This is a genomic window from Halomonas alkalisoli, assembly GCF_021412585.1.
Taxonomy (GTDB): Bacteria; Pseudomonadota; Gammaproteobacteria; order Pseudomonadales; family Halomonadaceae; genus Halomonas; species Halomonas alkalisoli.
This window is the reverse complement of sequence record NZ_JAKCMI010000023.1, coordinates 70759-97567: the sequence shown is the minus strand read 5'-3', so window position 1 is coordinate 97567 and position 26809 is coordinate 70759. Positions and strand designations below refer to the sequence as shown.

Below are 26809 nucleotides of genomic sequence, written 5' to 3'. Positions count from 1 at the left end.
CCATGACAACCATGATTTCCGATCTCGACATTCCCGGCAGCCAGTCCACGCCGGCCATTCACAGCGACTGGCAAGGCGGACGCCTGACCATGCAGGGCGATTCCTATCCGGAGAACTCCTACGAACTCTTCGACCAGGTGATTCTCTGGGTTCGCCACTTCCTCACCGACGAGCAGCGCCCCCTTCACCTGGAGCTCGCACTGGTCTATCTGAACACCAGCTCGGTGAAAGCGATGATGGATATCTTCGACCTGCTGGAAGAGGCTTACGAAACGGGCCGCGCAGTATCGGTCACCTGGCACTACGATGCTCGCAATGAACGCATCGCCGAGCTGGCCGATGAGTTTCGCGAGGATTGCAGCTACCCCTTCGCCATCACTCCTGTCAGGGGCGAGCCATGAAGGACAAAGAGGACGACGCGTTTCTGGCACAGGTTGCCGCCCTGCTCGACGCCCCCGAGCATGTCGGTCACCCGCTCCATGACGCCCTGCAGCGCCTCTACCTGCACCATTGCGATCAACAAGTGCAGGTACAGCGCCTGATCGATATCTCCGACCGCTATCAGTCGCTGGCCATGGAGGCCCGCCAGGTCACCGAGCAACGCTACCAGCGCACCCTGCGCCGTCAACTCAAGCTATCGCGTATCTCCGATGGCTATCAGGCGCTCATGCATGAGCGCAATCAAGCCTTGCACCAAGCCTCGACCCACGACCCACTGACGAGCCTCCCCAACCGCCGCTTGATCCTCGAGCGCCTGGAGGCGTTTGTCAGGGAGCGTCGCCGTTTCACCCTGACGCTGCTGGATATCGATCACTTCAAGCGCATCAACGACCACCACGGCCATGATGTCGGCGACCGGCTTCTGGTGGCCATCACCCAGACGCTGAGCGCCACCCTGCGCGACTACGACCTGTGCGCCCGATGGGGGGGAGAGGAGTTCCTGCTCCTGCTGGCCGACACCGATCGCACCGAAGCCCGCAGCATCGTGGAGCGCCTGCGCTCACGCCTCGCTGCGGTAACGCTGCGCACCGGCGACCAGACGATCTCGATCACGGTGAGCGCCGGATTGTGCCAGCACCGGCCCGGCGATCCTTATCAAACCACCCTGAAGCGGGCCGACCAGGCACTGCTCAAGGCCAAGCGAGCGGGCCGCGACCGGAGCCTCAGTGACTCCTCCTAGGAGCCAGATGCCCCGTCCCGATGTCCCCGGGCCGTCAGCGGCGTGCATGCTGAGCCGCCAGCTCACGCTTCTCCGCCGCCCAATCGATGGCTGGCCCGCGCAGACCATGGCCCCCGGCATAGGGGGAAGGCTCCGGCGGCTGCCAGCCCTGGAGCAGCGATGCGTCCAGGCGAAACACCTCCACGCCGATAGGATGACAGGTCTCCAGTGGATCGCGGGCATTCGGGCCCCACAGGTCCACTGAGAGGTCGCCTCCCGGGCAGCACGACAGGGCACAGAGCAGGTCGATCTCGGCGAACAGCTCGAGGTAGTCGCCCTCCTTTGCCGGGCACGCCTTCATGAAGTACTGGTCGTCGTCATTGAGCCCGGTGCACTGGAAGACGTTGAGCACGTCGTGGACGTCGAACTCGGTCAGGCCGAAGGGGGCCACGGCGCGGACCAGGTTGGAGTGGCAGTGATGATCGAAGTCCTCGCCGGTGAGCAGGCGGTTGACGTAGGGGTCGCAGCGGGTGCCCAGCAGATCGTGGATACGCCCGCCCTCCTCGTCCACGCCGCTGCCATCGACGCCGTAGCCGGCCAGGGTGTCGTCGATGATGGTCGCCATGGGCCGCAGGTAGGGCAGCGTCGACCAGAGCCGGTCGAAGGTCGAGACATGGGCGCGCTGCAACTGTCGGGTACGCGAAGCCCAGAAGCGCTCGCGGGGATTGTGCAGGCTCCAGAGGTTGAAGTCGCCGACCTGGGGCCCCTCCAGGGTCGAGAGCCGCAGCACGTGCCCCGCTGGCACCTTCCACGCCAGGCCATCGCGAATCGGCACGGTCAACGCCTCGACCCGCTCGCGGCCAGCGGGGTTGGTCAGCCGGGCATAGAAGTCACGATCGACGTCGAGAATCGAGCCGCGGGTCGCCTGATAGGCGGCAGGTACCTTGGCCATGGGGCCTCCTCAGTGATCCGGTATCGGGCAGTCAGCTGTGACAGAGCATAGCGGATCCCGCCGGTACTGCGGGCTCGCTCGGTCAACGCCCGGCCTCACTCCCCCTGCATCGCGCGCGCCAGCATGTCGGTGATCGGCTTGACGAGATAGCTGGCGAAGGTGCGCTCCCCGGTACGGATCATGACCTCGGCCGGCATGCCGGCGATCAGCCGCTGGCCCGCCGGCACCCCCGCGCCGTTAGCCTCGTCGACCCGAATACGTGCCTGGTAGTAGCGCGTGCCGTTCGTCTCGTCCTCGAAGCTGTCGGCCGAGACGTGGACCAGCTCGCCCTCGACGGTATCGGTGCGTTGCTGGTCGAAGGCCGTGAAGCGGATCTCCGCCGGCTGGCCCGGATAAACGCTGTTGATTTCATGGTCCGCGATGCGGGCCTCGACCATGAAGCCCTCGCTGCTGGGAACGATCTCCATCACCGTGTCTCCCGGGCCGATCACCGCACCCCGTGTCCGGACCCCCAGCCCAACCACAGTGCCCGCCACCGGCGCCGTCACCGTGGTGCGTCGGACCTGGTCGCCGAGGGCCGTGATGCGTTCCTCGGCATCGGCGATGCCGGCCTGGGCCTGGCGCAGCTGTTCGCCGATCTCCTGATGGAACTCCTGGACCCGCGTCTGCTTCTGCAGCTCGCTCTCGCTGATCTGCGCCTGGATCTGCGCCATCCTGGACCGCTGTTCGGCGATCTCCCCGCGGGTCTCCAGCACCTCCCGCTCCAACTCGCGTACCCGCTGGTTGTCACCCTGCCTTTGTTCGTACAGGGAGCGGTGATCCTCGACCTCCTTGTTCAACGACGCGAGCCGTTGACGGCTGATCTCCACCAGGGCTTCCAGCCCATCGTGCTGTTCACCCAGCTGTCGCGCCTGCTGATCGAGGGCATCGAGCGTGCCTTGCAATGCCTGGCGCCGTGCGATGAACAGTCCCCGCTGGACGGCGAGGAAATCGGCGACACGGGGGGAGTCGCTGTCGCGCAGCTCGTCGGGAAATGCCACTCGCTCGCGACCAGACAACTCGGTCAGCAGTCTGGCCTCGCTGGCGCGTGCAACCAGGTACTGTGACTGGGCGATATTCAGTCGGGAGAGCGCCTGGGTATCGTCGAGCACCAGCAGGACATCACCGGTATCGACATGGTCGCCATCCTCGACACGGATATCACTGACGATGCCGCCCTCGTAGTGCTGGATCGTCTTCTTGAAGGAGACCACCGACACCTTGCCCGGGGTCACCACCGCCACCGCCAGGCTGGCCGCCAATGCCCAGCCACCGAAACCGCCGAAACAGAGCAGCACCAGGGCGATCCCGAGCCAACGGTATCCCCGGTCATCCACCGGCGGACGCGTCGCGACCTCGCCGTCTGTATATTGCAGTCGACCGACCATCAGGCCTGCACCTCCGGGTGTGCATGCCCGGCAGCCGGCTGCGCCAGCCGGGCCAGCACGCGGTCTCGCGCCCCGAACAGGCTGATTCGGCCCTCCTTGAGCACCAGCAACTTGTCGACCTGCCTGAGCACGCCGGTTCGGTGGCTGATGACCAGCAGGGTCACCCCCTCCTCCCGCAGCCGGGCCAGCGTCTCGCCCAGGGCTCGCTCGCCGCCATCATCCAGGTTGGAGTTGGGCTCGTCGAGCACTACGACTACGGGATCGCCGTAAAGGGCCCGCGCCAGGCCGATGCGCTGGCGCTGCCCGCCGGAGAGTCCCGGGCCGCCGGCGGCGAGCCGGGTGTCATAGCCCTCGGGCAGCCGCAGGATCATGTCATGGACTCCGGCCCGCCTGGCCGCCTCGACCACCCGATCGGCGTCGACGCTGCCGAAGCGGGCGATGTTGTCACTGATGGTGCCGTCTAACAGCTCGATGTCCTGGGGAAGATAGCCCAGGAAGGGTCCCAGTTCGGCACGGTCCCAGCGCGCGATGTCGGCACCATCGAGTCGCACCGTTCCCACCTGGGCCGGCCAGACGCCCAGCAGCACGCGAGCCAGGGTCGACTTTCCCGAGGCACTGGGCCCGATGATGCCCACCTGCTCGCCCCTCTCGACCCTGAGGTCGATCCCCCGCAGCACCGGCAGCGAGGCCCCTGGTGGCCCGGCCGACAATCCCTCGATGTCGATGGTGCCGCGAGGCGCCGGCAGCGACATCCGCCGTGGCTCGGCCGGGACGTCGGTGAACAGGCGATCGAGGCGCCGGTAGGCATCGCGCGCCCCGACGAAGCCCTTCCAACTGCCGATCATCTGGTCGATCGGCGCCAGGGCTCGCCCCAAGAGGATCGAACCAGCGATCATCATGCCCGGCGTCATGCGGCCTTCCAGCACCAGCAGCGCCCCCAGCCCCAGGATCAGCGACTGGCTGAGCAGCCGCAGGGTTCTGGTCAGGTTGGCGAGCACCCCGGCACGATCGCTCGCCCGGGACTGCTTGAGCAGATAGCCGTGATGCCTGGCCGACCAGCGCTGCATGATCCCCGGCAACATGCCCATGGCATGCAGCACCTCGGCATTGCGTAGGTTGCTGTCGGCCAGTTCACGCGCCTTGACCTGCTCATTCTCGGCCTCGGCCAGCAGCCTTCCAGTGGCCTTCTCATTGGCGATAGCCAGACCCAGCAGCACGACACCGGCGACGCAGGCAAAGACCCCTAACCAGACATGAAACAGGAACATCACGGCCAGGTAGACCGGCACCCAGGCGGCATCGAAGAAGGCGAAAGGCCCGCTGCCGGAGAGAAACTGGCGCAGCGTGGCGAGATCATCGAGTGGTCGGGCCGTCTGCTGCCCCGCAGTAAGAATATTGCGTCGAAATATGGCGCGATAGAGAGAGTGCCCCAGTCGGGCATCGAGGCGATTGCCGAGACGGACCATGATGCGAGAGCGCACCATCTCCAGCCCACCCAGCACCGCGAACAGCAACAGTACGAGCAGCGTCAGCATGAGCAGGGTCTCACCGCTACGCGTGGGAATGACCCGGTCATAGACCTGCAGCATGTAGAGGGCCGGGCTCAGCATCAGCAGGTTGATGAACAAGCTGAACCCGGCTACCGAAACCAGCGAGGAGTAGCACGCCTTGAGCGCATTCGGCAAATCGGATGGTTCGTTGCTTGACGCCATGGCACACCCTTGGAGTCGTAGGCGGAAGGACGCGATCACAACGAGCCAGACCCCGTCATGCCCGCCTCACGGGGCGCCAGAGTACCAGCCAAGCTGATACTTAATGATTACTTTTATGGGCCTTTTGTAATCGTCTTGTTCAAGCATTTTCCCTGAGCCTTCATGGCCCGTCCTTGCTACGTTATAAAACGAAAGGAAAATCAAAGCCGTGTGAATGAATAGCACCCTCGCCCGACGTTTCGGCCCGGTAACAGGGCCCATTGCCACCGTCGACAACGATCCAGGTACCCGCTGTACGGCACGCTTTTCGACCTTTAGCATCCCCCTCTCGCCCTGACCGGCACTCGGACATCGCATCGCCTTCGGTAACGATGCCCCGCTGTCGTGACCATTGATTCCCGGAGAAACTGCATGAGCGCGCAGAACGATTTTATCCGTATTGGCACCGGCACCCCCGCCAGGGAACTCGAGGAATTGATCAACAGCGCCCCTCCAGGCGCCACCCTCGAACTCGAGGCCGGGCGGTACCTTCTGGATGACGCCATCGTCATCACACGCTCCGACATCTCGTTGATCGGAGCGGGATCCGACCAGACCACGCTCACCTTCAGTGACACGGCACTCGCGCGCAACGACGACCATGCCATCCGGGTCGACGGTAGCGAACGAGAGCACATCGGGCAGCTGTCACGGGACCATTCCGAGGGCGCCCACAAGCTGACCCTCGACGGAAGTCACGACCTGAAACCGGGGGACAGCATCCGCATCTGGCAGGATAACGATGCCGCTCTTTTCGACGAGATCGGCGATACTTCCTGGCGCAAGGTGCAGTATGCCGAGCTGCGTACCAGCATGGCCAAGGTGGAGGCCGTGGACGGCGACGCGGTCACCCTCGACCGTGGCCTGCACTTCGATTTCGAGGGCGGCAAGACGCAGGTCGAGCGTCTCGACACGGCCGACGGCGTTACCCTGTCCGGCTTTAGTCTCGACTTCGAGCTGGGCACGTCCGACAGCGGTGCCTTCGAGAACACCCGCGAGGAGCTGACGGGCTACCAGGCCGTCGTCCTCGACGGTACGGCCGGCGCCCAGTTGGCCGATATCCAGGTCCTCGACGGCCCCTCCAAGGCCTTCCATTTCGCCCGGTCGCTCGATATCGAGGCCGCCGACCTGCAGACGCATGGCGCCTTCAACAAGGGCAGTGGCGGCAACGGCTATGCCTATGAGCTGCGGGAGAGCTACGACGGCTCCTTCAACGGGCTCGAGGATAGCGGCATGCGCCATGGCCTGCTGTTCGACTCCTGGCGCTCGTCGGTGGGCAACGATATCGAAGTCGCCACCACCGACCGCGACATCAACTTCCACGGTGGCCTCGATCACGACAACAGCGTGCGGGTCGAGCGGTCGATTCGCGACCCGGATACCGACGATCTGTCACCGACGCTCTGGATCAATGAGGGTGGCGAAAGCTTCGGCGCCATCACCGATGCCGAGGCTAATGAGGTGGTCTTCGACTATGTCATCGGCTCACGTCGCGACGACGACCTCCAGGGCTCGGACGATGGCGTCTTCCTCTACGGCGGCCTGGGCCACGACACCCTGGTCGGCGGCGATGGCAACGACATCCTCCAGGGCGCCCCCGGTGGTGAATGGTACGGCGGCGACAATCGGCTCGACGGTGGCGGAGGAACCGACACCGCCCGCTATACGCAGGACTACGGCCACTACGACATCACCTTCGCCGCCGATCATGTCGTGATCGAGGGCAAGGGCAGTGTCGACACGCTGGTCGATATGCAGTACGCGGTCTTCGGCGATGGCACCACGCTGCACCTCGCCTCGGGCAACGCCTTCCAGGGCGAGCCGCTCGAGATGCCCTCTCCCGAAGAGATCCTCGATGGCGATGGCATGCTGCCGGGCCTGATCGACGACGACACGGACCTCGTCGTCACTGGCAATGTCACCAGCCGCTGGTCGATCGGCCATGTCGCCGAGATCTTCGTCGAGAACGCCTCGGATAGCGACATCATCGACCCCGAGGTCCGCTTCGACCTGGCCGCCGACATCGACACCCTGTGGAACGGCGAGGTCATTGGGGACGACGGAGATTACCGCGTCACCGACGACGCGCCGCAGACGCTGGAGCCCGGCGAGGCCTGGCGCTTCGCCTACAAGGCCTACGGTGACGAGGCATCGCTGCCCGACAACATGACGGCCGCGTCCGGAGGCAGCGACCTCCAGATGCAGCTGCTGGGCCTCGGCGACACCGCGATCGACGACGTGCTCGCCTAGGATCCCATCAGGGCTGGTGAGAGCCGGCCCCCGGCTCGGTACCAGAGACAGCAGAAAGGGCACCCGAAGGTGCCCTCTCCATCTGCCCGAAGGGTCTCATCGGCTTACCAGCCGGTGACATCCTTCAGCGCATCGCCGATCTCGGCCAGGGAACGCACGGTGCGTACACCGGCGTCTTCCAGGGCGGCGAACTTCTCGTCCGCAGTACCCTTGCCACCGGAGATGATGGCACCGGCATGGCCCATGCGCTTGCCCGGAGGCGCGGTGACGCCGGCAATGTAGGATACCACCGGCTTGGAGACGTTGGCCTTGATGTAGGCCGCCGCCTCTTCCTCGGCGGTGCCGCCGATCTCGCCGATCATGACGATGGCTTCGGTCTTCGGGTCCTTCTCGAACAGCTCGAGGATGTCGATGAAGTTGGAGCCCGGGATCGGGTCGCCGCCGATGCCCACGCAGGTGGACTGGCCGAAGCCGTGATCGGTGGTCTGCTTGACGGCTTCATAGGTCAGGGTGCCGGAGCGCGAGACGATACCGACGCGGCCAGGCTGGTGGATATGACCCGGCATGATGCCGATCTTGCACTCGCCCGGGGTGATCACGCCGGGGCAGTTGGGGCCGATCAGCCGCACGCCCAGTTCGTCGCACTTCACCTTGACGTCGAGCATGTCCAGGGTCGGGATGCCCTCGGTGATGCAGACGATCAGCTTGATGCCGGCATTGGCGGCTTCCAGGATCGAGTCCTTGCAGAACGGGGCCGGCACGTAGATCACGCTGGCCTCGGCGCCGGTCTTCTCGACCGCTTCCTTGACGGTATTGAACACCGGCAGACCCAGGTGCTCCTGGCCGCCCTTGCCCGGGGTCACGCCACCGACCATCTTGGTGCCGTAGGCAAGGGCCTGCTCGGAATGGAAGGTCCCCTGGCCACCGGTGAAGCCCTGGCAGATGACCTTGGTGTTCTTGTCGATCAGGATGCTCATTACTTGCCCTCCGCCGCGTTGACGACCTGCTGTGCCGCGTCAGTCAGGCTGGTAGCAGCGATGATGTTCAGACCGCTGGAGGCCAGTTTCTCGGCACCCAGCTCGGCGTTGTTCCCTTCAAGGCGCACCACCACCGGCACGTTGACGCCGACCTGTTCGACGGCACCGATGATGCCCTCGGCGATCATGTCGCAACGCACGATGCCGCCGAAGATGTTGACCAGCACGGCCTTCACCGAATCGTCGGAGAGGATGAGCTTGAAGGCTTCCGCCACACGCTCCTTGGTCGCACCGCCGCCCACGTCGAGGAAGTTCGCCGGCTGGCCACCGCTGAGCTTGATGATGTCCATGGTGCCCATGGCCAGGCCGGCGCCGTTGACCATGCAACCGATGTTGCCTTCCAGGGCAACGTAGTTGAGGTCCCAGGCGGCGGCTTCGGCTTCGCGCTCGTCTTCCTGAGACGGATCGCGCATGGCCTGCAGGTCCGGATGACGATACAGCGCGTTGCTGTCCAGGCCGAGCTTGGCATCCAGGCAGTGCAGGTTGCCTTCGCTGGTGATCACCAGCGGGTTGATCTCGAGCAGCGCCAGATCCTTCTCGTGGAACAGGCGGGAGAGGCCCAGGAAGATCTTGGTGAACTGCTTGACCTGATCGCCCTTGAGGCCCAGGGCGAAGGCCAGCTCACGCGCCTGGTAGGGCTGAGCGCCGACCAGCGGATCAACCTCTGCCTTGAGGATCTTCTCGGGGGTTTCCTCGGCGACCTTCTCGATCTCGACGCCACCCTCGGTAGAGGCCATGAAGACCACGCGACGGGTGGTGCGGTCGACCACGGCGCCCAGGTAGAGCTCGTTGGCGATATCCGTGCAGTTCTCGACCAGGATCTTGGCGACCGGCTGACCCTTCTCGTCGGTCTGGAAGGTCACCAGGTTCTTGCCCAGCCACTGCTCGGCGAAGGCCTTGGCCTCCTCCGGGCTCTTGATCAGCTTGACGCCGCCGGCCTTGCCGCGGCCGCCTGCGTGGACCTGGGCCTTGACGACCCACATCTCGCCGCCGATCTTCTTGCACGCTTCCGCCGCTTCCTCGGGTGTGTCGACTGCGAAGCCCTTGGATACCGGAAGACCATAGTCGGCAAACAGCTGCTTGCCTTGATATTCGTGAAGGTTCATCGATTCATGCCATTGGTTGCATGTGACTCGAACGGCAACCGCGAGATACCGCCGAATGCGATCTATCCCGGGCTACCCCCGTTCGTACCCGATACATGGCCGGGTACGACGCGCCACCCGCGTGGGTGACGCTTGTTGTTGCCTAATCCGTGTTGTTGTTGAGCTACGCGCGAGCTGGCTTACTTGCGCTTCTTGCGGTTGGCCATGTGGATGGCATGCCCTTCCACCGCCAGCGCGGCTTCGTGCACGGCTTCCGACATGGTCGGGTGAGCGTAGCAGGTCAGCGCCAGATCCTCGGCGCTGGAGCCGAACTCCAGGGCGATCACGCCCTGGGCGATCATCTCGCCCGCATGCTGGCCAACGATATGCATGCCCAGGATGCGATCGGTCTCGGCATCGGCGATGATCTTGGCCTGACCTTCCGTCGCGTTATTGGCCATGGCACGGCCGCTGGCGGCAAACGGGAAGGAGCCGGTCTTGACCTCGATGCCCTTGGCCTTGGCATCCTGCTCGGTCATGCCGACCCAGGCCACCTCAGGGAAGGTGTAGATGACGCAGGGAATGGCGTCGTAGTTCATCTCGGCCTTGTGACCGGCGATGATGTCGGCAACCATGATCCCCTCTTCGGAGGCCTTGTGGGCCAGCATCTGTCCACGCACGCAGTCGCCGATGGCATAGACGCCCGGCACGCTGGTACGGCACTGATCGTCCACGTGGATGAAGCCACGCTCGTCCAGGCCAACGCCGACACCGTCCGCCACCACGCCCCGGGTATAGGGGCGACGACCGACACAGACGATCAGCTTGTCGAAGGTCATTTCCTGCTCGCCGTCGGAGTCGGTGTACTTGACGACGACTTCCTGGCCCTTGACCTCGGAGCCGGTAACGCGCGCCCCCAGCTTGATGTCCAGGCCCTGCTTCTTGAGCAGCTTCTGGGTCTCCTTGGCAATGGCGCTATCCACCATCGGCAGGAAGCTGTCCATGGCCTCGAGCATCGTCACGTCACTGCCCAGGCGGCTCCAGACGCTGCCCAGCTCCAGGCCGATGACACCGGCTCCGATCACGCCCAGGCGCTTCGGCACCTCCTGGAACTCCAGTGCGCCGGTGGAGTCGACGACCAGCCCTTCGGTCAGCGGGGTCGGGGGTATCTCGACCGGCACCGAGCCGGCGGCGATGACGATATTGTCGGCCTCGTACGTGGTGGCCTTGCCATCCTGACCGGTGACCTCGACCTGCTTCGCGCCGACCACCTTGCCGGTGCCCTCGATACCGGTCACGCCGTTGGCCTTGAACAACCCGGCGATACCGCCGGTGAGGTTCTTCACGATCGTGTCCTTGCGGGCCATCATCTTCTTGACGTCCATGCTGACGTCACCGGCCTGGATGCCCATGTCGGCGAAGTCGTGCTTGGCTTCGACGTACTTGTGGGAAGCTTCGAGCAGCGCCTTGGAGGGAATGCAGCCCACGTTCAGGCAGGTACCGCCGAAGACGACCTTGCCTTCCTTGCCGATCCACTTCTCGACGCAGGCGGTCTTCAATCCCAGCTGGGCGGCGCGGATGGCGGCCACGTAGCCCCCGGGGCCCGCACCGATGACGATCACATCAAATTTATCGGCCATGTAGTTTTCCTTGATCGGTTCGCGTTTGAGTCCGTTGAATCGGGCGTCGCTCAGACATCCAGCAGCAGGCGGGCCGGATCTTCCAGCAGTTCCTTGATGGTGACCAGGAACTGTACCGCGTCCTTGCCATCGATCATGCGGTGATCATAGGAGACGGCCAGATACATCATCGGACGAATTTCCACCTTGCCATTCACCGCCATGGGGCGTTCCTGAATCTTGTGCATGCCCAGAATGGCGGTCTGCGGCGGGTTGATGATCGGCGTCGACATCAGCGAGCCGAAGATCCCACCGTTGGTGATGGTGAAGGTACCGCCCTGCATCTCGTCGATGCCGAGCTTGCCGTCACGCGCCCGCTTGCCGAAGTCGACGATGCCCTTTTCGACGTCGGCGATCTTCATGCTGTCGGTGTCGCGCAGCACCGGCACCACCAGGCCGCGGTCGGTGGAGACCGCCACGCCGATGTCCTGATAGCCGTGATAGACGATGTCACTACCATCGATGGAGGCGTTGACGTCCGGAAAGCGCTTGAGCGCCTCGGAAGCCGCCTTGACGAAGAAACCCATGAAGCCAAGCTTGACGTCGTGGGTCTTGATGAAGGTGTCCTTGTACTGGGCCCGCAGGCTCATCACCGCCCCCATGTCCACCTCGTTGTAGGTGGTCAGCATCGCGGCGGTCTGCTGTGCCTCGACCAGGCGCTTGGCGATGGTCTTGCGCAGGCGGCTCATGGGCACCCGCTTCTCGGGCCGCTCGCCTTCGACGACTGGTGCAGCAGCAGCCTGCTTGGGCGCTGCGGACGACGCGGCGACTTTCTTGGCGGAGCCCGCCTGTACGGCACGCTGAACGTCCTCCTTGAGGATGCGGCCGCCCTTGCCGGTGCCGTCGATCTTGCTGACGTCGAGGTCGTGCTCGGCAACCATCTTGCGCGCGGCCGGCGCCAGAATCTTGTCGCCAACCTTTTCGTCCGCGCCTTCGTCACCGCCCGCGGCGGCTTCCTCGGCCGGCGCGGCGGCGTCGCCACCGGCACCTTCGGTAAAGATCGCCAGCACGGCCTCGGATTCGACCTGGCTGCCCTCTTCGGCCTTGATTTCGGCGAGTGCGCCATCCGTCGGTGCGACCACCTCGAGCACCACCTTGTCGGTTTCGATGTCGGCCAGCACCTCGTCGCGCTTGACCGCCTCACCCACCTGCTTGTGCCAGGTGGCCACGGTGCCTTCCTGGATCGATTCGGGGAAGGTGGGCGCCTTCACCTGATGCTGCTTGCCACCACCGGCGGGTTTTTCCGCCTTGGCATCGCTCTTTGCCGCCGCCTTCTGGTCGGCCTTGGCGTCGGTTTTCTTCTCGTTCTTGTTGCCGCCCTTTTCTTCTCCTCCCGATGCCTTGCCTTCACCGACCCTGCCGAGTACCTGCTCGGACTGGACGGTGTCGCCCTCTTCGGCCATTACCTCGGTCAGCGTGCCGGCCTCGGGCGCCAGGACCTCGAGCACCACCTTGTCCGTTTCAATCTCGACGATCAGTTCATCGCGCTCAACGCTGTCTCCGGGCTTCTTGTGCCAGGCAGCCACGCTGCCTTCGGCAACGGATTCCGGAAAGGTGGGCGCTTTGATCTCGGTAGCCATGTCGTTTCCCTTGTGTGATCTCTCTCGTTCTGGTGAATCGCCTTAGATGGTGAAGGCGTCTTCGACCAGCTGGCGCTGCTGTTCGGTATGCACGGACATATAGCCCGCGGCGGGTGCCGCCGATGCCGGGCGACCGGCAAACTTCAGTTGGCCACCCAGGCCGTCCTTGAGCATGTCGGCCACGGCCCGCATATGGTGCTGGCTCGAGTACCAGGCTCCCTGGTTGAGCGGCTCTTCCTGACACCACACCACCGACTCGAGGTTGACGTAATCCTTGAGCGCCTCGAAGAGCTCCTCCTTGGGGAAGGGGTAGAGCTGCTCGATACGCAGGATAGCGGTATCGACACGCTCGTTCTCTTCACGCCAGGCCGCCAGGTCGTAGTAGACCTTGCCTGCGCACATGATGACGCGCTTGACCCGCTGGGCAGCAAGATTGCCCTGGTCCGGCAGCACCATGTGGAAGTGGCCATTGGCGAGGTCTTCCAGGCTGGAAGTAGCCTCCTTGTGACGCAGCAGGCTCTTGGGCGTCATCACCACCAGCGGCTTTCTCAGCTTGCGGATCACCTGGCGACGCAGCAGATGGAAGATCTGCGCCGGCGTGGTCGGCACACAGACCTGCATGTTGTGCTCGGCGCACATCTGCAGGAAGCGCTCGAGGCGCGCGGAGGAGTGTTCCGGGCCCTGCCCCTCATAGCCGTGGGGCAGCAGCATGGTCAGGCCGCACAGACGCCCCCACTTGGTCTCGCCGGAGGAGATGAACTGATCGACCACCACCTGGGCGCCGTTGAAGAAGTCGCCGAACTGCGCTTCCCAGATCACCAGGTCGTTGGGCGCCGTTGTCGCATAGCCATACTCGAACGCCAGCACGGCCTCCTCGGAGAGGAAGGAGTCGTGGATGGTGAAGCGCGGCTGGCCATCGGCCATGTGCTGCAGCGGCACATGGACGCTGCCGTCCTTCTGGTTGTGTACCACCGCGTGGCGGTGGGAGAAGGTGCCACGTCCCACGTCCTGGCCGGTGATGCGCACCGCATGGCCCTCGTCGAGCAGGGTGGCATAGGCCAGGGTCTCTGCGAACCCCCAGTTCAGGCCCAGTCCGCCGGCCTGCATCTTGCGGCGGTCTTCGTAGATCTTGGCCACCTGGCGCTGCACCTCGACGCCGTCGGGAATCTCGCACATCCGCGCGGCCAGGCGCTGGAGGCGCTTCATCTCGACCCCGGTCTCGGCATGACCGCTCCACTCGTGGCCCAGGTAGGGATGCCAGTCGACGAACAGCGAGGTGTTGGGCTGCTGCACCAGGGCGTTGGCCACATGGTTGCCGGCCATCAGATCCTCGCGATAGGTCTCGATCATCGCCTTGGCGTCTTCCTCGGAGAGCACGCCCTGCTCCACCAGGCGCTGGGCGTAGAGGGTACGCGACGACGGGTGGTCCTTGATCTTGCGGTACATCATCGGCTGGGTGCCGGAAGGCTCGTCGGCCTCGTTGTGGCCCCGGCGGCGATAGCAGACCAGGTCGATGACCACGTCCTTCTTGAACTGCTGACGGTAGTCCAGCGCCACCTGTGTCGCATGCAGCACGGCATCCGGATCGTCGCCGTTGACGTGGAAGATCGGTGCCTGAACCATCTTGGCGATGTCGGTGCAGTACTCGGTAGAGCGCGTGTCCTGCGGATGCGAGGTGGTGAAGCCGACCTGGTTGTTGATGACGATATGAATCGTCCCACCGGTCTTGTAGGCACGGGTCTGGGACATCTGGAACGTCTCCATGACCACGCCCTGACCGGCGAAGGCCGCATCACCATGGATGTTGATCGGCAGTACCTTGGTGCCTTCCAGGTCGTCACGACGGTCCTGGCGCGCCCGCACGGAGCCCTCGACCACGGGAGAGACGATCTCCAGGTGGGAGGGATTGAAGGCCAAGGCCAGGTGGACTTCGCCACCCGGTGTCATCACGTTGGAGCTGAAGCCCTGGTGGTACTTGACGTCACCGGAGCCGCGCTCGATGATCTTCTTGCCGTCGAACTCGTCGATCAGCTCCGACGGGTTCTTGCCGAGGATATTGACCAGCAGGTTGAGACGTCCGCGGTGGGCCATGCCGATGACCACTTCCTTGACACCGTAGCCGCCTCCTCGCTGGATCAGCTCGTCCATCATCGGAATGAAGGATTCGCCACCTTCCAGGCCGAAGCGCTTGGTGCCCGGATACTTGGACGCCAGGTAGTTCTCCAGCCCCTCGGCAGCGGTCAGGCGTTCCAGCAGATGCTTGCGCACCTCATCGCTGTACTTGGGCGACGAACGCACCGACTCGAACCGCTGCTGAAGCCAGCGCTTCTCCTCGGTATCGACGATGTGCATGACCTCGCAGCCGATGGAGCGGCAGTAGGTCTGCTCCAGCGCCTCGACGATCTCGCGCAGCGGTGCCGTGTCCAGGCCCATGAAGAAGGAACCGGTCTGGAACTCGGTATCCAGGTCGGCCTTGGAAAGCTGATGGAAGGAGAGGTCCAGGTCGGGAACCGGTATCGGGCTACGCAGGTCGAGCGGATCGATATCGGCCTTCTGGTGGCCCCGGAAGCGATAGGCGTTGATCAGCTGAAGGACCTTGACCTGCTTCCTGCTCTCGCCGCTGTCGGCGGCGGCGACCGCTGTCGTTCGGCGTGCACGCCCCAACTGCTCGAACTGATCGCGGATGGGACTGAGGGGGACGTCGTGGGTAGAGCCGCCTTCCGCACTGGGCAGCTGGTCGAAGTAGGTTCGCCACTCTTCGGGGACGGAACCTGGGTCGGCGAGGTATTGCTCGTAGAGCGCTTCCACATAGTGAACGTTGCTGCCGCTCACGTGGGAGCTGTTCCACATCAACTCCATTATGCCTTGTTGCATCTCTCGGTCACCCTACACTGATGGGGTGTTGTCGGCGCCGTCACGGGCCAGCCGTGACGGCTTGGCTGGTGCCCTGCCGGAAGGGCGTCTTCCTTACCCGGCGGTTCCGGCCGCCAGGCCGGAATCCCTGAAATCCATGGTCAAGAGCCGGTACCTATGGCACCGGCTCTTGACCTGCTGCGCGGGAAACGACCGCGGCAACTCGCCGCGGCCAGATTCCGGCAGCCATGATAGCAAGCCCTTGGCCACGATTTAAGTGGCATTCGCGAGCAGCATGTCACGGATCTTGCCAATGGCACGTGTCGGGTTGAGCCCCTTGGGGCACACCGCCACACAGTTCATGATGCCGCGGCAACGAAATACGCTGAACGGATCCTGCAGCTCGGCGAGGCGCGCCTGGGTGGCGGTATCCCGCGAGTCGGCCAGGAAACGGTAAGACTGCAGCAGCCCCGCCGGGCCGACGAACTTGTCCGGGTTCCACCAGAACGACGGGCAGGCAGTCGAACAGCAGGCGCACAGGATGCATTCGTAGAGGCCGTCGAGCTTGTCGCGCTCTTCCGGCGACTGCAGGCGCTCGATGGCGGGCGCCGGCTCGTCGTTCTGCAGGTAGGGCTGGATGCGCTCGTACTGCTTGTAGAACAGCCCCATGTCGACCGCCAGGTCACGCACCACGGGCAGGCCCGGCAGCGGTCGCAGCACCAGCTTGTTATTCTTGACCACATCGGACAGCGAGGTGATACAGGCCAGGCCGTTCTTGCCGTTCATGTTCATGCCGTCGGAGCCGCACACGCCTTCGCGGCAGCTACGACGATAGGCCAGGGTGGTGTCTTCGGCCTTGAGCATCTCCAGAATGTTCAGGACCATCAGGTCGCGGCCCTGAGTGTCCACCTGGTACTCCTGCATGTAGGGCGCGGAGTCGGTTTCCGGATTGTAGCGGTAAATGGATACCTGAAGCATGGACATCGTGACTCCCCCTTAATAGGTGCGGATTTTGGGCTCGAAGGTGTCAACGGTCTTCGGCTTGAAGTTGACGTCGCGCTTGCCGACCTTCTTCTCGAGCGGGAAGTACATGGAGTGCTTCAGCCAGTTGACGTCGTCGCGGTCCGGATAGTCGTAGCGAGAGTGCGCGCCACGGCTCTCCTTGCGCTCCAGTGCCGCAATGGCGGTCGCTTCGGCGACTTCCATCAGGTTGTCCAGCTCCAGGGCCTCGATGCGCGCCGTGTTGAAGGCGCCGGACTTGTCGACCAGGTGTGCTTCGGCGATGCGACCGCGCAGCTCGGCGAGTTTCTTGACGCCCTCCTGCATGTTGTCTTCCTGGCGGAACACGCCGAAGGCGTTCTGCATGATGCTCTGCAGCTCGACCTTGAGGTCGGCGACCGACTCGCCGCCACTGGACTCGTTCCAGCGGTTGATGCGCGTCATCGCACTGTCGATATCGGACTCGCTGGCGTCGAGGTACTCGACCCCTTCATTGAGCGCGCTCTCGATGAACATGCCGGCCGCCCGGCCGAACACCACCAGGTCGAGCAGGGAGTTGCCGCCCAGGCGGTTGGCGCCGTGCACCGAGACGCAGGCCGCCTCGCCGCAAGCGAACAGGCCGCCCACGATCTGGTCGTTGCCGTCGGCATCCTGCATGATCGCCTGGCCATGAACGTTGGTGGGGATGCCGCCCATCATGTAATGGCAGGTCGGCACCACCGGAATCGGCGCCTCGGTCGGATCGGCATGGGCGAAGATCTTGGACAGTTCGCTGATGCCGGGCAGGCGCTTGTTGAGCACCTCTTCGCCGAGGTGGTCCAGCTTGAGATAGACGTGATCGCCATTCTCGCCGCAACCACGCCCCTCGAGGATCTCCATGACCATGGAGCGAGCCACCACGTCACGACCGGCCAGGTCCTTGGCGTTGGGTGCATAGCGCTCCATGAAGCGCTCGCCATCCTTGTTGACCAGGTAGCCACCCTCGCCGCGACAGCCTTCGGTGACCAGCACCCCGGCACCGTAGATGCCGGTGGGGTGGAACTGCCACATCTCCATGTCCTGCATGGGGAAGCCGGCACGCAGCGCCATGCCGATGCCATCGCCGGTATTGATCAGGGCGTTGGTGGTGGAGGCGTAGATACGCCCGGCGCCGCCGGTGGCCAGCACGGTGGCCTTGGACTTGACGTGCACCACTTCGCCGGTCTCGATGCACATGGCGATACAGCCCACCACGTCGCCATCGGCATTCTTGACCAGATCGACGGCAAACCACTCGTTGAGGAAGGTGGTGTTGTTCTTCAGGTTATTCTGATACAAGGTGTGCAGCAGGGCGTGGCCGGTACGGTCGGCCGCAGCACAGGTGCGCGCCGCCTGGCCACCCTCGCCGAAATTCTTGGACTGGCCGCCGAAGGGGCGCTGGTAAATGCGGCCATTCTCGAAGCGCGAGAACGGCAGGCCCATGTGCTCGAGCTCGAAGACCGCCTTGGGACCCTCGGAACACATGTACTCGGCGGCGTCCTGATCGGTGATGTAGTCACCGCCCTTGACGGTGTCATACATGTGCCAGCGCCAGTCGTCGTTGGGGTCGGCCGAGGCAATGGCACAGGTGATGCCGCCCTGGGCGGACACGGTATGTGAGCGAGTCGGGAAGACCTTGGACAGCACGGCGGTCTTCTTGCCGGACTTGGCCAGCTCGAGAGCGGCACGCATGCCGGCGCCGCCGCCGCCGATGATGATGGCGTCGAATGTCAGACTACGCATGGTAGACATGTATCAGGCTCCCCACAGAACTTGAATGCCCCAGACCAGGAACACGAAGATGGCCAGGATGATGACGAGCTGGGTGCCGAGACGGACCCCGGTCGACTTCATGTAGTCGGTGGTCACTGTCCACAGACCGACCCAGGCGTGAGCGGCAAGAGAAATAAAGGCCAGCAATGAAAAGATGCGCATCCAGGTCTGGGCGAACAGGCCGCTCCAGGTGTAGTAGTCGAGTCCCGGATTGAACAGCAGGTAGGCGACGATAAACAGCGTATAGAGCGCCAGAATGACCGCCGACACGCGCTGGATCAGCCAGTCGGACAGGCCGCTGCGACCCAGATTGGTGATGTTGGTTACCATACCCAGACTCCCGCCAGAATGATCAGGACGGCACTGATGACCACGGTGGCCTGTGCCTTCTTGACGCCCCCCTCGAGGGTCACGCCGATATCGGCATCCATCAGCATATGCTTGATGCCGGCCACGAAATGGAAGGCCAAGGCCGACAGCAGACCCCAGGCCACCAGTTTCGCCAGAATATTGTTGGCCAGGGTGTCGCGGACGGCCTCGAAGCCGGCCGGGGACGACAGCGACTTGTCCAGGGCCCAGAAGGCGAAGATCAGGCCGATGAAAAGGATGACGCCGGTGATCCGATGGGCGATCGACGTCAAGGCGGGAAGTGGGAACTCTATCGTGGTGAGGTCGAGGTTGACGGGTCGTTTGCTATTCACGGCTCTATACACACTCTCTTGGCTCGCTCCTTTGCCGATCGGGCTTGGCTGGAATGCGGGCGGTGGTTTGAGGTAGGGGGCTCGCCGTTGCCGGGACGGACATGACAACGAGTACCTGCCAGTCGCGCGCAGTGGATTATAGGGATATGAACCCCTAGTGACAAATGAACACCCACCGAACTCGACCATGGTTCAAGCCCATTGGGCACCCTGACTTGTGCCCGTGCGTCCGGCGACATGCCAACTGGGCCGCCCCATGGGGCATTCATGGTGCACAGCACCAATTGTTGTACAAAACCCGATACACCACAAGGATTGCGTACAACCGAGGAGTCGCTTAAGGCCAATTGACAATCCCGGGAACGCTTCTATAGTGGGCAAACCTTTTTCGCGGCCCAGCATAAGAAAACACTGTTTGCGAAATAACGACTTAACGTTTCAATTCGACTTCGAGAGGAGGCCAGCATGGCTGACAGGAAAGCGACACTGACGGTAGACGGACTGGATAAACCGGTCGACCTGCCGGTCTACTCGGGCACCCTTGGGCCCGATGTGGTAGATGTGCGCGGCCTCGGCGCAGAAGGCCTGTTTACCTACGACCCGGGCTTCATGGCCACCTCTTCGTGCCAGTCCGCCATCACCTACATCGATGGCGCAAAGGGAGTGCTCCTGCACCGCGGCTACCCCATCGAGCAACTGGCCAAGGAGTCCAACTTCGTCGAGATGTGCTACCTGCTGCTGTTCGGCGAACTGCCGGACGATGCGCAGTATGCCGACATCGAGAAGCGCATCAGCAACCACACCATGGTCCACGACCAGATCAACAACTTCTTCAAGGGCTTCCGCCGCGACGCCCACCCGATGTCGATCCTGTGCGGCGTGGTCGGCGGCCTGGCGGCCTTCTACCATGACCACATGGACATCACCAAGGCCGAGGATCGCGAAATCAGCGCCATCCGCCTGATCGCCAAGATGCCGACCATCGCCGCGATGTCCTACAAGTACAACATCGGCCAGCCGTTCAACTATCCGCGCAACGATCTGAACTATGCAGAGAATTTCCTCTACATGATGTTCAGCAACCCCTGCGAGGAGTACAAGATCAACCCGGTGTTCGCCAAGGCGATGGACCGTATCTTCATGCTCCACGCCGACCATGAACAGAACGCCTCCACCTCCACGGTGCGCCTGGCCGGCTCCACCGGCGCCAACCCGTTCGCCTGCATCAGCGCCGGCATCGCCGCACTCTGGGGCCCGGCCCACGGCGGCGCCAACGAAGCCGTGCTGGCCATGCTCGACGAGATCGGTGACGACTCGGAAGAAAACATCCAGCGCTTCGTCGACAAGGCCAAGGACAAGGACGACCCCTTCCGCCTGATGGGCTTCGGCCACCGCGTCTATCGTAACTTCGACCCGCGCGCCAAGGTCATGAAGGAGACCTGCGACGAAGTGCTGGCCGAGCTGGGCATGGCCGATGACCCGCAGTTGAAGATCGCCAAGCGCCTGGAGCAGATCGCACTGGAGGACGAATACTTCATCGAGCGCAAGCTCTACCCCAACGTCGACTTCTATTCCGGCATCATCCTCAAGGCCATGGGCATTCCGACCAACATGTTCACGGTGATCTTCGCCGTGTCGCGCACGATTGGCTGGATCTCCCACTGGCACGAGATGATCACCGGAGACTACAAGATCGGTCGCCCGCGCCAGCTCTATATTGGCCATCCGCAGCGCGACTACCCCGCCAAGTAATCTATCCTGTCACTACCCGGCAGGATGCGGCCAAGGCCGCTCGGTACCGAAAGGCCGCCCGCTGGGCGGCCTTTCGCGTACAGGTGCCACTTGAGACTTCGCCTCAGCGGTCTCTGGCCCCGTCATCAACGAGAAGGATGCTTCAATGAACCATACGATTTCGACTGTCGCCTTTATCGGCCTCGGCGTGATGGGCTATCCCATGGCCGGCCACCTCGCCAGGCAGGGCCTGACAGTACGCGTCTACAACCGAACCGGCGCCACGGCCGAGGCCTGGGTCGCCGAACATGGAGGCAGCCACCACACAACCCCTCAGGAAGCCGCCCAGGGGGCCGATCTGGTACTGGTATGCGTGGGTAACGATGATGACGTTCGCCAGGTGACAACCGGCTCACAGGGCGCCCTGCGAGGCATGGCCGCCGGCAGCCTGCTGGTCGACCATACGACCGCATCGTCCGATCTGGCCGAAGAGCTGGCAGGAATCTGTCACGAGCAGGGCATCGGCTTCATCGATGCTCCCGTTTCCGGCGGCCAGCAGGGCGCGATCAATGGCGCCCTGACCATCATGTGTGGCGGCGAAGAGAGCGAGTTCGCCCGGGTTGAGCCCATTCTCGCCCACTACGCCCGCGCCGTGGCCCTGATGGGCCCTGCCGGCAGTGGCCAGCTGACCAAGATGGTCAACCAGATCTGCATCGCCGGCCTGGTGCAAGGCCTTGCCGAGGGCCTGCACTTCGCCGAGCAGGCCGGGCTCGACCAGCAGCGCGTCATCGATGTCATCGCCAAAGGGGCAGCCGGGTCCTGGCAGATGGAAAATCGCCACAAGACCATGATCGAGGACGAGTATGAGCACGGCTTTGCGGTGAACTGGATGCGCAAGGACCTGGGCATCTGCCTCGAGCAGGCTCGCCGACTCCAGGCCCGCCTGCCGGTGACCGCACTGGTGGATCAATTCTATGGCGACGTTCAGGCCATGGGAGGCGGTCGCTGGGACACCTCATCGCTGCTCCGTCGCCTGCGCGGCCTGGGCCGCGACTGAGGCCGTCTCGGGGCCTCATCGCGGATGTGACGCCCCGAGACCTTGCCCTGCTCACCGAGTATGAAGAAACTACGACCCACCGCTTGACAAGCCTCCTTCATCGGGCATGAATCGCCGCTCTCCACGGCACCGGAACGTTTTCCACACATTCTGTGGATAACCCTGTTCACAACCACCAGATAATGCCATCGAATCGGCATGGCCAGAGGGTTGCCGTTAGATTGGTTAATTTTTAACCGATTGCAAGCTGTTGAAAAAGAAGGGTTTTATGGAAAACATCTGGGGTGCGGCGGGATGGAGAAAACTGCACACAGGGGAGAGGCGACGGACTTGGACGAGTGGACAAGTCAAGCCCTAAATAGCGAAAAACCGGCACTTCAATGCGTTTTACACGCAAGCGGAAGCCGTCACCCGCCAGGGGCGACCAGGCAACAAAAAAGACGCACCAGGCGTCTCGGGGGAGCTAGATTTCAGAGTAGAGTGGCGTCCCATAGGGGGTTCGAACCCCTGTTCCCGCCGTGAAAGGGCGGTGTCCTGGACCACTAGACGAATGGGACGCAAGGTCGCACACGAGCCGTCGATTGGTGGAGCCTAGCGGGATCGAACCGCTGACCTCAACACTGCCAGTGTTGCGCTCTCCCAGCTGAGCTAAGGCCCCACATGTCTCGTGAAGACGAGGCGTATAGTACTGATTAGCCTCGCCTTCGTCAACAAGATAAAGACGATTTCCCGGAGCCCGTCTCAGGCAAGCTCGCGGTACTCCTTCTCGAAGCGCTTGGCCTGCTTCTTGGAGACCCCGCCGAGCACCTCGATGGCGTGGCGCAAGCGCGCCCGGGTCATGTCGGAGCCCAGTATGGCCATGGCATCCATGACCGAGGTGCTCGCCGCAGAACCGGTAATGGCGATGAAGACCGGTGCCAGGAAGTCCTTCATCTTGAGATCGAAATGCGCGGCCAGCGACTTGACCTCGCCGAGCAATACCTCCTTGTGCCAGGCCGGGACGACCTCGAAGCGCCAGACCAGGAATTGCAGCAGCTTGACCAACTCCTCCCGCCCAAGCTTGACGCTGTCGAAATCGCCCTCCTCGATCTCCGGCAGGCCGGAGAAGAAATGGCCGGCCAGCGGTGCTACCTGGGAAAGGGTTTCCACCCGGGTGCGCACCTGAGGCAGGATCTGACCCACGTACTCCTCGTTGAAGGCCCACTCCATCAAGGCCTTCAGGAAGGCCTTGTCGTCAAGGTCCTCACGAATATAGAGACCGTTGAGCCAGGTCAGCTTCTCGAGATCGAAGACCGGACCGCCGAGCGAGACTCGCTGGACATCGAAGTGCGTCATCATCTCGTCGAGACTGAACTTCTCGCGCTCGTCGGGCATCGACCAGCCCATGCGGCCAAGGTAGTTGGTCACCGCCTGGGGGAGGAAGCCCATCCTTCGATAGTAATTGATCGAGGTGGGGTTCTTGCGCTTTGAGAGCTTCGACTTGTCGGGGTTGCGCAGCAGCGGCATATGGCAGAGCACCGGCATCTGCCAGCCGAAGTACTCATAGAGCAATTGATGCTTCGGTGCCGAGTTGATCCACTCTTCGCCGCGCAGCACATGGGTGATGCCCATCAGGTGATCGTCCACCACATTGGCCAGGTGGTAGGTAGGCATGCCATCGGACTTGAGCAGGATCTGCGCGTCGACCTGGGCCCAGTCGACTTCGATGGTGTCGCGCAACATATCCTCGATCAGGCAGGTACCAGTGGTGGGCACATTCATGCGCACGACATGCGGCCACCCTTCTCGCTCGCGGCGCGCCTGCTCATCGCTGGGCAAGGCCAGGTCGGCGGGCTTCAGCGCCAGGTGCATGCCGGCTGCCTTGCGAGCCTCACGCAGCTCATCCAGCTCCTCGCCGGTACGGTAGCACTTGAAGGCGTGGCCGGCATCGACCAGCTGCCGGGCATATTCGGCATAGATGTCTCCCCGCTCGCTCTGACGGTAAGGCCCATGGGGGCCGCCCACATCCGGCCCTTCGTCCCACTCCAGGCCCAGCCAGCGCAGCGAATCCAGGATCATTTGCTCGGACTCGGTGGTAGATCGGACCCGGTCGGTATCCTCGATGCGCAGGATGAACTGCCCGCCGTGCTGGCGCGCGAAGCAGAGATTGAACAGGGCAATGTAGGCGGTGCCCACATGGGGGTCACCCGTGGGTGACGGCGCAATGCGAGTACGTACGGTCATGTCGTCCTTATCCATTGAGGGATGGGCATCGCGCCATTATACGCACCTGCCTCGACACAGGCAGCCGCACCCGGAAATCCTTTCTCACGACCGAATTCACCATGACGGTAACCTTCCGTTGAACAAAGCCGTTGAACAAAGGAGCGGGCATTACAGGGGCACGCAAGAGCTAGCGACACAAAAGGCTCCTATACCGAGGGCTTAATACACAGAATAGTTACGCTATATACGTAAAATAACAGAAACCAGTACCAAGCAGAGCCTCCATGACCGGCAAGCGCGCAACAGCACGCTTGAGGGGTTTCGCACTCCACTCTTCAATAGTCTTTTTACCGTTGACGCGCTAAATTTGCACAGTTAACACAGATCATCGACTATCCCCTTCTTTTAATCATCGTTGGCAGGAATCAAGAGATGCATGCATTGGGCCCACGCATCAAGCAGCTTCGGCTAGAGGCGAGCCTCAACAAGGCGGCACTGGCAAGAAAAGTCGGCGTTTCCGATGTCACGATTTCCTACTGGGAGTCCGGCGCCATCAAACAGATCGGCCACGAGCGCCTTGTCGCTCTGGCGGATGCCTTGGGCTGCCCCTTGCGGCGCCTGCTGGAGGATGACAGCGTCGACACGCTATCCACTCCGCTCTATCTGAGCAGCCACCCTCCCGCGCCTTGGCATGATCCCAATGCCAACCGCATCACGCTGCCCGAGAGCTTCCTGGCCGGTATCAACTGGCAGGGTGAGTGCTACCTGGTCACGCCTGCCCCCGGCGAACGTTTCGACTACCTGGACTCCGGCGATCTGGCCGCCTTCGGGCCAATCGATACCTTCGACCAGCCTGGCCGTTACTTGATAGAAGGCGCCCTGGGCCTGTTCATCGGCCAACTGGAGCGCGGGCATGGCGGGGAGTTGCTCTACAGCGGTGAGAAAGCAGCAACGGCTCAGGCCAGGCCGCTGCAGAAGGATGATCATCCGGTCGGTAGACTGTTGGCACGCTGGCGCCAGGAGGGGAGCTAAGCCCCTCCGTGCCTCATTCGACGCCCAGCACTTCCACTTCATCGGTGGTCCGGCGGGGCTCAGTGCCGATGAGGTAGCGCCGCGAATAGCTCGCCACCTGCCCCAGGCCGTGACGCGAGGTCCTGACCAGCGGACCGGCCAGATGCTCTCCCTCGTCGCCGATCCGCTCACGAATCGCTAGCGGCTGCACACTGGCCTCCGGCAGGTTCACGGTAATGCTATAGCCACCGTCCGGCAGCCCGCTTCCCGGTCCGAAAGGCCCCGCTTCAAAGCGGCTGCCCTGGACCTCGGTACGCGACTGCCAACGCACACCGCTCAACTCACGCTCCACCACGATCACCAGGCGCGCCCCTTCTGGCAAGTTGGTCTCCCCTTCTACCATCAGCCGCCTGTCGCTACGCAGCGCGGCCGCGACATCGATAGCCACCTCCAGCGGCTCCACCTCCGGCTCCTCCACGGCAGGCTCCATGTCTACCTCGTTGGTCGCGACGTCTTCGGGCTGTTCATTCGCCACCTCTTCTTCCGGCCCCGTTTCTTCCGGCCCAGTGTCGTTACCACAGCCGGACAGCGCCAGCAGAGTCACCAATCCAACGCAGGACAGTCGACGCCGTACCTTCATGAATTCCTCCAGACCGAACATTGATCTTCTAGACTACCACCGGGCTGGACGGTTCGTCCCAACGGCGACTTTAATTGACGCATCTCCGGGCGCGCCCTGCTCGGGGAGAGCCAAGCGGCGCCTCAAGATCGCAAGTGGACATGGAGTTTTCCGTCTATCCAGCGCTGACTAAGGCTGCTGCCGAGTCTTGGCATCGGCACACTCCAGGCACAGCACCGCATAGGGCAGCGCTTCGAGACGCCGCGGGTCGATCGGCTCTCCACACCGTTCGCACACATTACCTTCGCCGCTCTCAACACGCGCCAGCGCATGCATCACTTTGTGCAGCTCCTCCTCGGCCTCCTGCTCCAAGGCATCGATGACGTCCTCATTCTCCAGCTCAATGGCCTGGTCTTCCATATCCCTGTCCAACGGCTGCTCCAAGCGCGCCTTGTGTACCTTGTAGCGATCCGCCCGCTCGATCAGTTCATCCCGCAGGGATTCCAGTATGCGCTGTCGGTTCATCTTTCACCTCCACTCGGTTGATGCCCATCTCTTCTACATAGCATATTTCTTGATGGAAGCCGAAGCGGGATCATAAGCAAGGCGGGAAATTCAATTTATCCATCAGGAACAAGGCGAACAAGCCACTCTTCACAGGGCTTGCATATGCTCACCGGTCATCGTATTTCATAATCCACCTCATCAACCAGAAGCCAATTCTCGAACAGTTTTCTCTGATAAAGAAGGGGCCAACTTTCCTCTCTTCACCGTCTTTGACAAGGAAAAATGTCAAGGACTCCGTAGAAGTAGCAACGGCACCTGCCAGTCACTCAACGTCGACCGCCACCATGTTCGTAGCCGTCCTGAACACATCGCACGGGCTTTCACAGCGCCGCGTAAAGGCTCGGAGATTTCCTGT

21 protein-coding genes and 2 tRNA genes are annotated in these 26809 nt (G+C 63.0%); 6 read left to right on the top strand and 17 right to left on the bottom strand.

From position 1 onward, the window contains the following. The first annotated feature begins 2 nt into the window (after positions 1–2). Both siaC and siaD read left to right on the top strand, forming a co-directional pair. Positions 3–401: a biofilm regulation phosphoprotein SiaC gene (siaC, locus tag LY622_RS09025; RefSeq protein ID WP_305038572.1), complete on the top strand. Its 399-nt coding sequence runs from the start codon at positions 3–5 to the stop codon at positions 399–401. Continuing rightward, positions 398–1180 carry a biofilm regulation diguanylate cyclase SiaD gene (siaD, locus tag LY622_RS09020; RefSeq protein ID WP_234290593.1) on the top strand — a complete coding sequence of 261 codons (783 nt, stop codon included), beginning with the start codon at positions 398–400 and terminating at the stop codon, positions 1178–1180. The genes siaC and siaD overlap by 4 nt, the downstream gene beginning before the upstream one ends. Before the next feature lie 34 nt (positions 1181–1214). Here siaD and LY622_RS09015 read toward each other — a convergent pair whose 3' ends face one another. The 3 genes from LY622_RS09015 to LY622_RS09005 all read right to left on the bottom strand — a co-directional run bounded on the left by LY622_RS09015 (position 1215) and on the right by LY622_RS09005 (position 5250). After that, complete coding sequence (locus LY622_RS09015; protein ID WP_234290592.1) at positions 1215–2111, bottom strand: urea carboxylase-associated family protein; 897 nt, start codon at positions 2109–2111, stop codon at positions 1215–1217. 95 nt (positions 2112–2206) lie between these two features. After that, positions 2207–3538 carry an HlyD family type I secretion periplasmic adaptor subunit gene (locus tag LY622_RS09010; RefSeq protein ID WP_234290591.1) on the bottom strand — a complete coding sequence of 444 codons (1332 nt, stop codon included), beginning with the start codon at positions 3536–3538 and terminating at the stop codon, positions 2207–2209. Then, on the bottom strand, positions 3538–5250 hold the full coding sequence (locus tag LY622_RS09005) for a type I secretion system permease/ATPase (RefSeq protein WP_234290590.1): 1713 nt from the start codon (positions 5248–5250) through the stop codon (positions 3538–3540). The genes LY622_RS09010 and LY622_RS09005 overlap by 1 nt, the downstream gene beginning before the upstream one ends. A gap of 411 nt (positions 5251–5661) precedes the next feature. On the opposite strand from LY622_RS09005, the gene LY622_RS09000 reads away from it, so the two are divergent. Next, entirely contained in the window at positions 5662–7539 is a 1878-nt protein-coding gene (locus LY622_RS09000; protein WP_234290589.1) for an alginate biosynthesis protein, read from the top strand. A 104-nt stretch (positions 7540–7643) separates the two neighbouring features. Here LY622_RS09000 and sucD read toward each other — a convergent pair whose 3' ends face one another. The 9 genes from sucD to sdhC all read right to left on the bottom strand — a co-directional run bounded on the left by sucD (position 7644) and on the right by sdhC (position 19264). After that, a complete protein-coding gene (sucD, locus tag LY622_RS08995; protein WP_234283138.1) occupies positions 7644–8516 on the bottom strand; it encodes a succinate--CoA ligase subunit alpha in 873 nt (290 codons plus the stop codon). Continuing rightward, a complete protein-coding gene (gene sucC / locus LY622_RS08990; RefSeq protein ID WP_234290588.1) occupies positions 8516–9682 on the bottom strand; it encodes an ADP-forming succinate--CoA ligase subunit beta in 1167 nt (388 codons plus the stop codon). Before sucC ends, sucD begins: the two co-directional genes overlap by 1 nt. 179 nt (positions 9683–9861) lie before the next feature. Next, the gene (gene lpdA / locus LY622_RS08985) at positions 9862–11301 is read right to left on the bottom strand and encodes a dihydrolipoyl dehydrogenase (protein WP_234290587.1); all 1440 of its coding nucleotides are present in this window, start codon (positions 11299–11301) and stop codon (positions 9862–9864) included. Between the two features lie 50 nt (positions 11302–11351). Further along, positions 11352–12920 (bottom strand): 2-oxoglutarate dehydrogenase complex dihydrolipoyllysine-residue succinyltransferase, encoded by a 1569-nt coding sequence (odhB, locus tag LY622_RS08980; protein WP_234290586.1) that lies wholly within the window; start codon positions 12918–12920, stop codon positions 11352–11354. A gap of 42 nt (positions 12921–12962) precedes the next feature. Next, entirely contained in the window at positions 12963–15794 is a 2832-nt protein-coding gene (locus LY622_RS08975; RefSeq protein WP_234290585.1) for a 2-oxoglutarate dehydrogenase E1 component, read from the bottom strand. Between the two features lie 252 nt (positions 15795–16046). Then, the gene (locus LY622_RS08970; protein WP_234283146.1) at positions 16047–16757 is read right to left on the bottom strand and encodes a succinate dehydrogenase iron-sulfur subunit; all 711 of its coding nucleotides are present in this window, start codon (positions 16755–16757) and stop codon (positions 16047–16049) included. A 12-nt stretch (positions 16758–16769) separates the two neighbouring features. Continuing rightward, a complete protein-coding gene (gene sdhA / locus LY622_RS08965) occupies positions 16770–18542 on the bottom strand; it encodes a succinate dehydrogenase flavoprotein subunit (protein ID WP_234283149.1) in 1773 nt (590 codons plus the stop codon). Between the two features lie 3 nt (positions 18543–18545). Beyond that, positions 18546–18893, bottom strand: coding sequence for a succinate dehydrogenase, hydrophobic membrane anchor protein (sdhD, locus tag LY622_RS08960; RefSeq protein WP_234283151.1), 348 nt, complete (start codon positions 18891–18893; stop codon positions 18546–18548). Next, positions 18887–19264, bottom strand: coding sequence for a succinate dehydrogenase, cytochrome b556 subunit (gene sdhC / locus LY622_RS08955; RefSeq protein WP_234290584.1), 378 nt, complete (start codon positions 19262–19264; stop codon positions 18887–18889). The genes sdhD and sdhC overlap by 7 nt, the downstream gene beginning before the upstream one ends. A gap of 465 nt (positions 19265–19729) precedes the next feature. Here sdhC and gltA point away from each other — a divergent pair, with 465 nt between their 5' ends. Both gltA and LY622_RS08945 read left to right on the top strand, forming a co-directional pair. Next, positions 19730–21016 carry a citrate synthase gene (gltA, locus tag LY622_RS08950; RefSeq protein WP_234290583.1) on the top strand — a complete coding sequence of 429 codons (1287 nt, stop codon included), beginning with the start codon at positions 19730–19732 and terminating at the stop codon, positions 21014–21016. A 145-nt stretch (positions 21017–21161) separates the two neighbouring features. Then, positions 21162–22052 (top strand): NAD(P)-dependent oxidoreductase, encoded by an 891-nt coding sequence (locus LY622_RS08945; protein ID WP_234290582.1) that lies wholly within the window; start codon positions 21162–21164, stop codon positions 22050–22052. Positions 22053–22533: 481 nt separating this feature from the next. Here the strand turns inward: LY622_RS08945 and LY622_RS08940 are convergent. From LY622_RS08940 to gltX, 3 genes are all read right to left on the bottom strand, one after another. Continuing rightward, positions 22534–22609 (bottom strand) — tRNA-Glu (locus tag LY622_RS08940). Between the two features lie 25 nt (positions 22610–22634). Then, a tRNA-Ala gene (locus LY622_RS08935) sits at positions 22635–22710 on the bottom strand. 83 nt (positions 22711–22793) lie between these two features. Further along, positions 22794–24275, bottom strand: a complete 1482-nt coding sequence (gltX, locus tag LY622_RS08930; RefSeq protein WP_234290581.1) for a glutamate--tRNA ligase — start codon at positions 24273–24275, stop codon at positions 22794–22796. 414 nt (positions 24276–24689) lie between these two features. Here gltX and LY622_RS08925 point away from each other — a divergent pair, with 414 nt between their 5' ends. Beyond that, positions 24690–25289: a helix-turn-helix domain-containing protein gene (locus LY622_RS08925; RefSeq protein ID WP_234290580.1), complete on the top strand. Its 600-nt coding sequence runs from the start codon at positions 24690–24692 to the stop codon at positions 25287–25289. Positions 25290–25302: 13 nt separating this feature from the next. Here LY622_RS08925 and LY622_RS08920 read toward each other — a convergent pair whose 3' ends face one another. After that, a complete protein-coding gene (locus LY622_RS08920; RefSeq protein WP_234290579.1) occupies positions 25303–25908 on the bottom strand; it encodes a hypothetical protein in 606 nt (201 codons plus the stop codon). Positions 25909–26076: 168 nt separating this feature from the next. After that, positions 26077–26412 (bottom strand): TraR/DksA family transcriptional regulator, encoded by a 336-nt coding sequence (locus LY622_RS08915; protein WP_234290578.1) that lies wholly within the window; start codon positions 26410–26412, stop codon positions 26077–26079. Positions 26413–26809 lie beyond the last annotated feature (397 nt).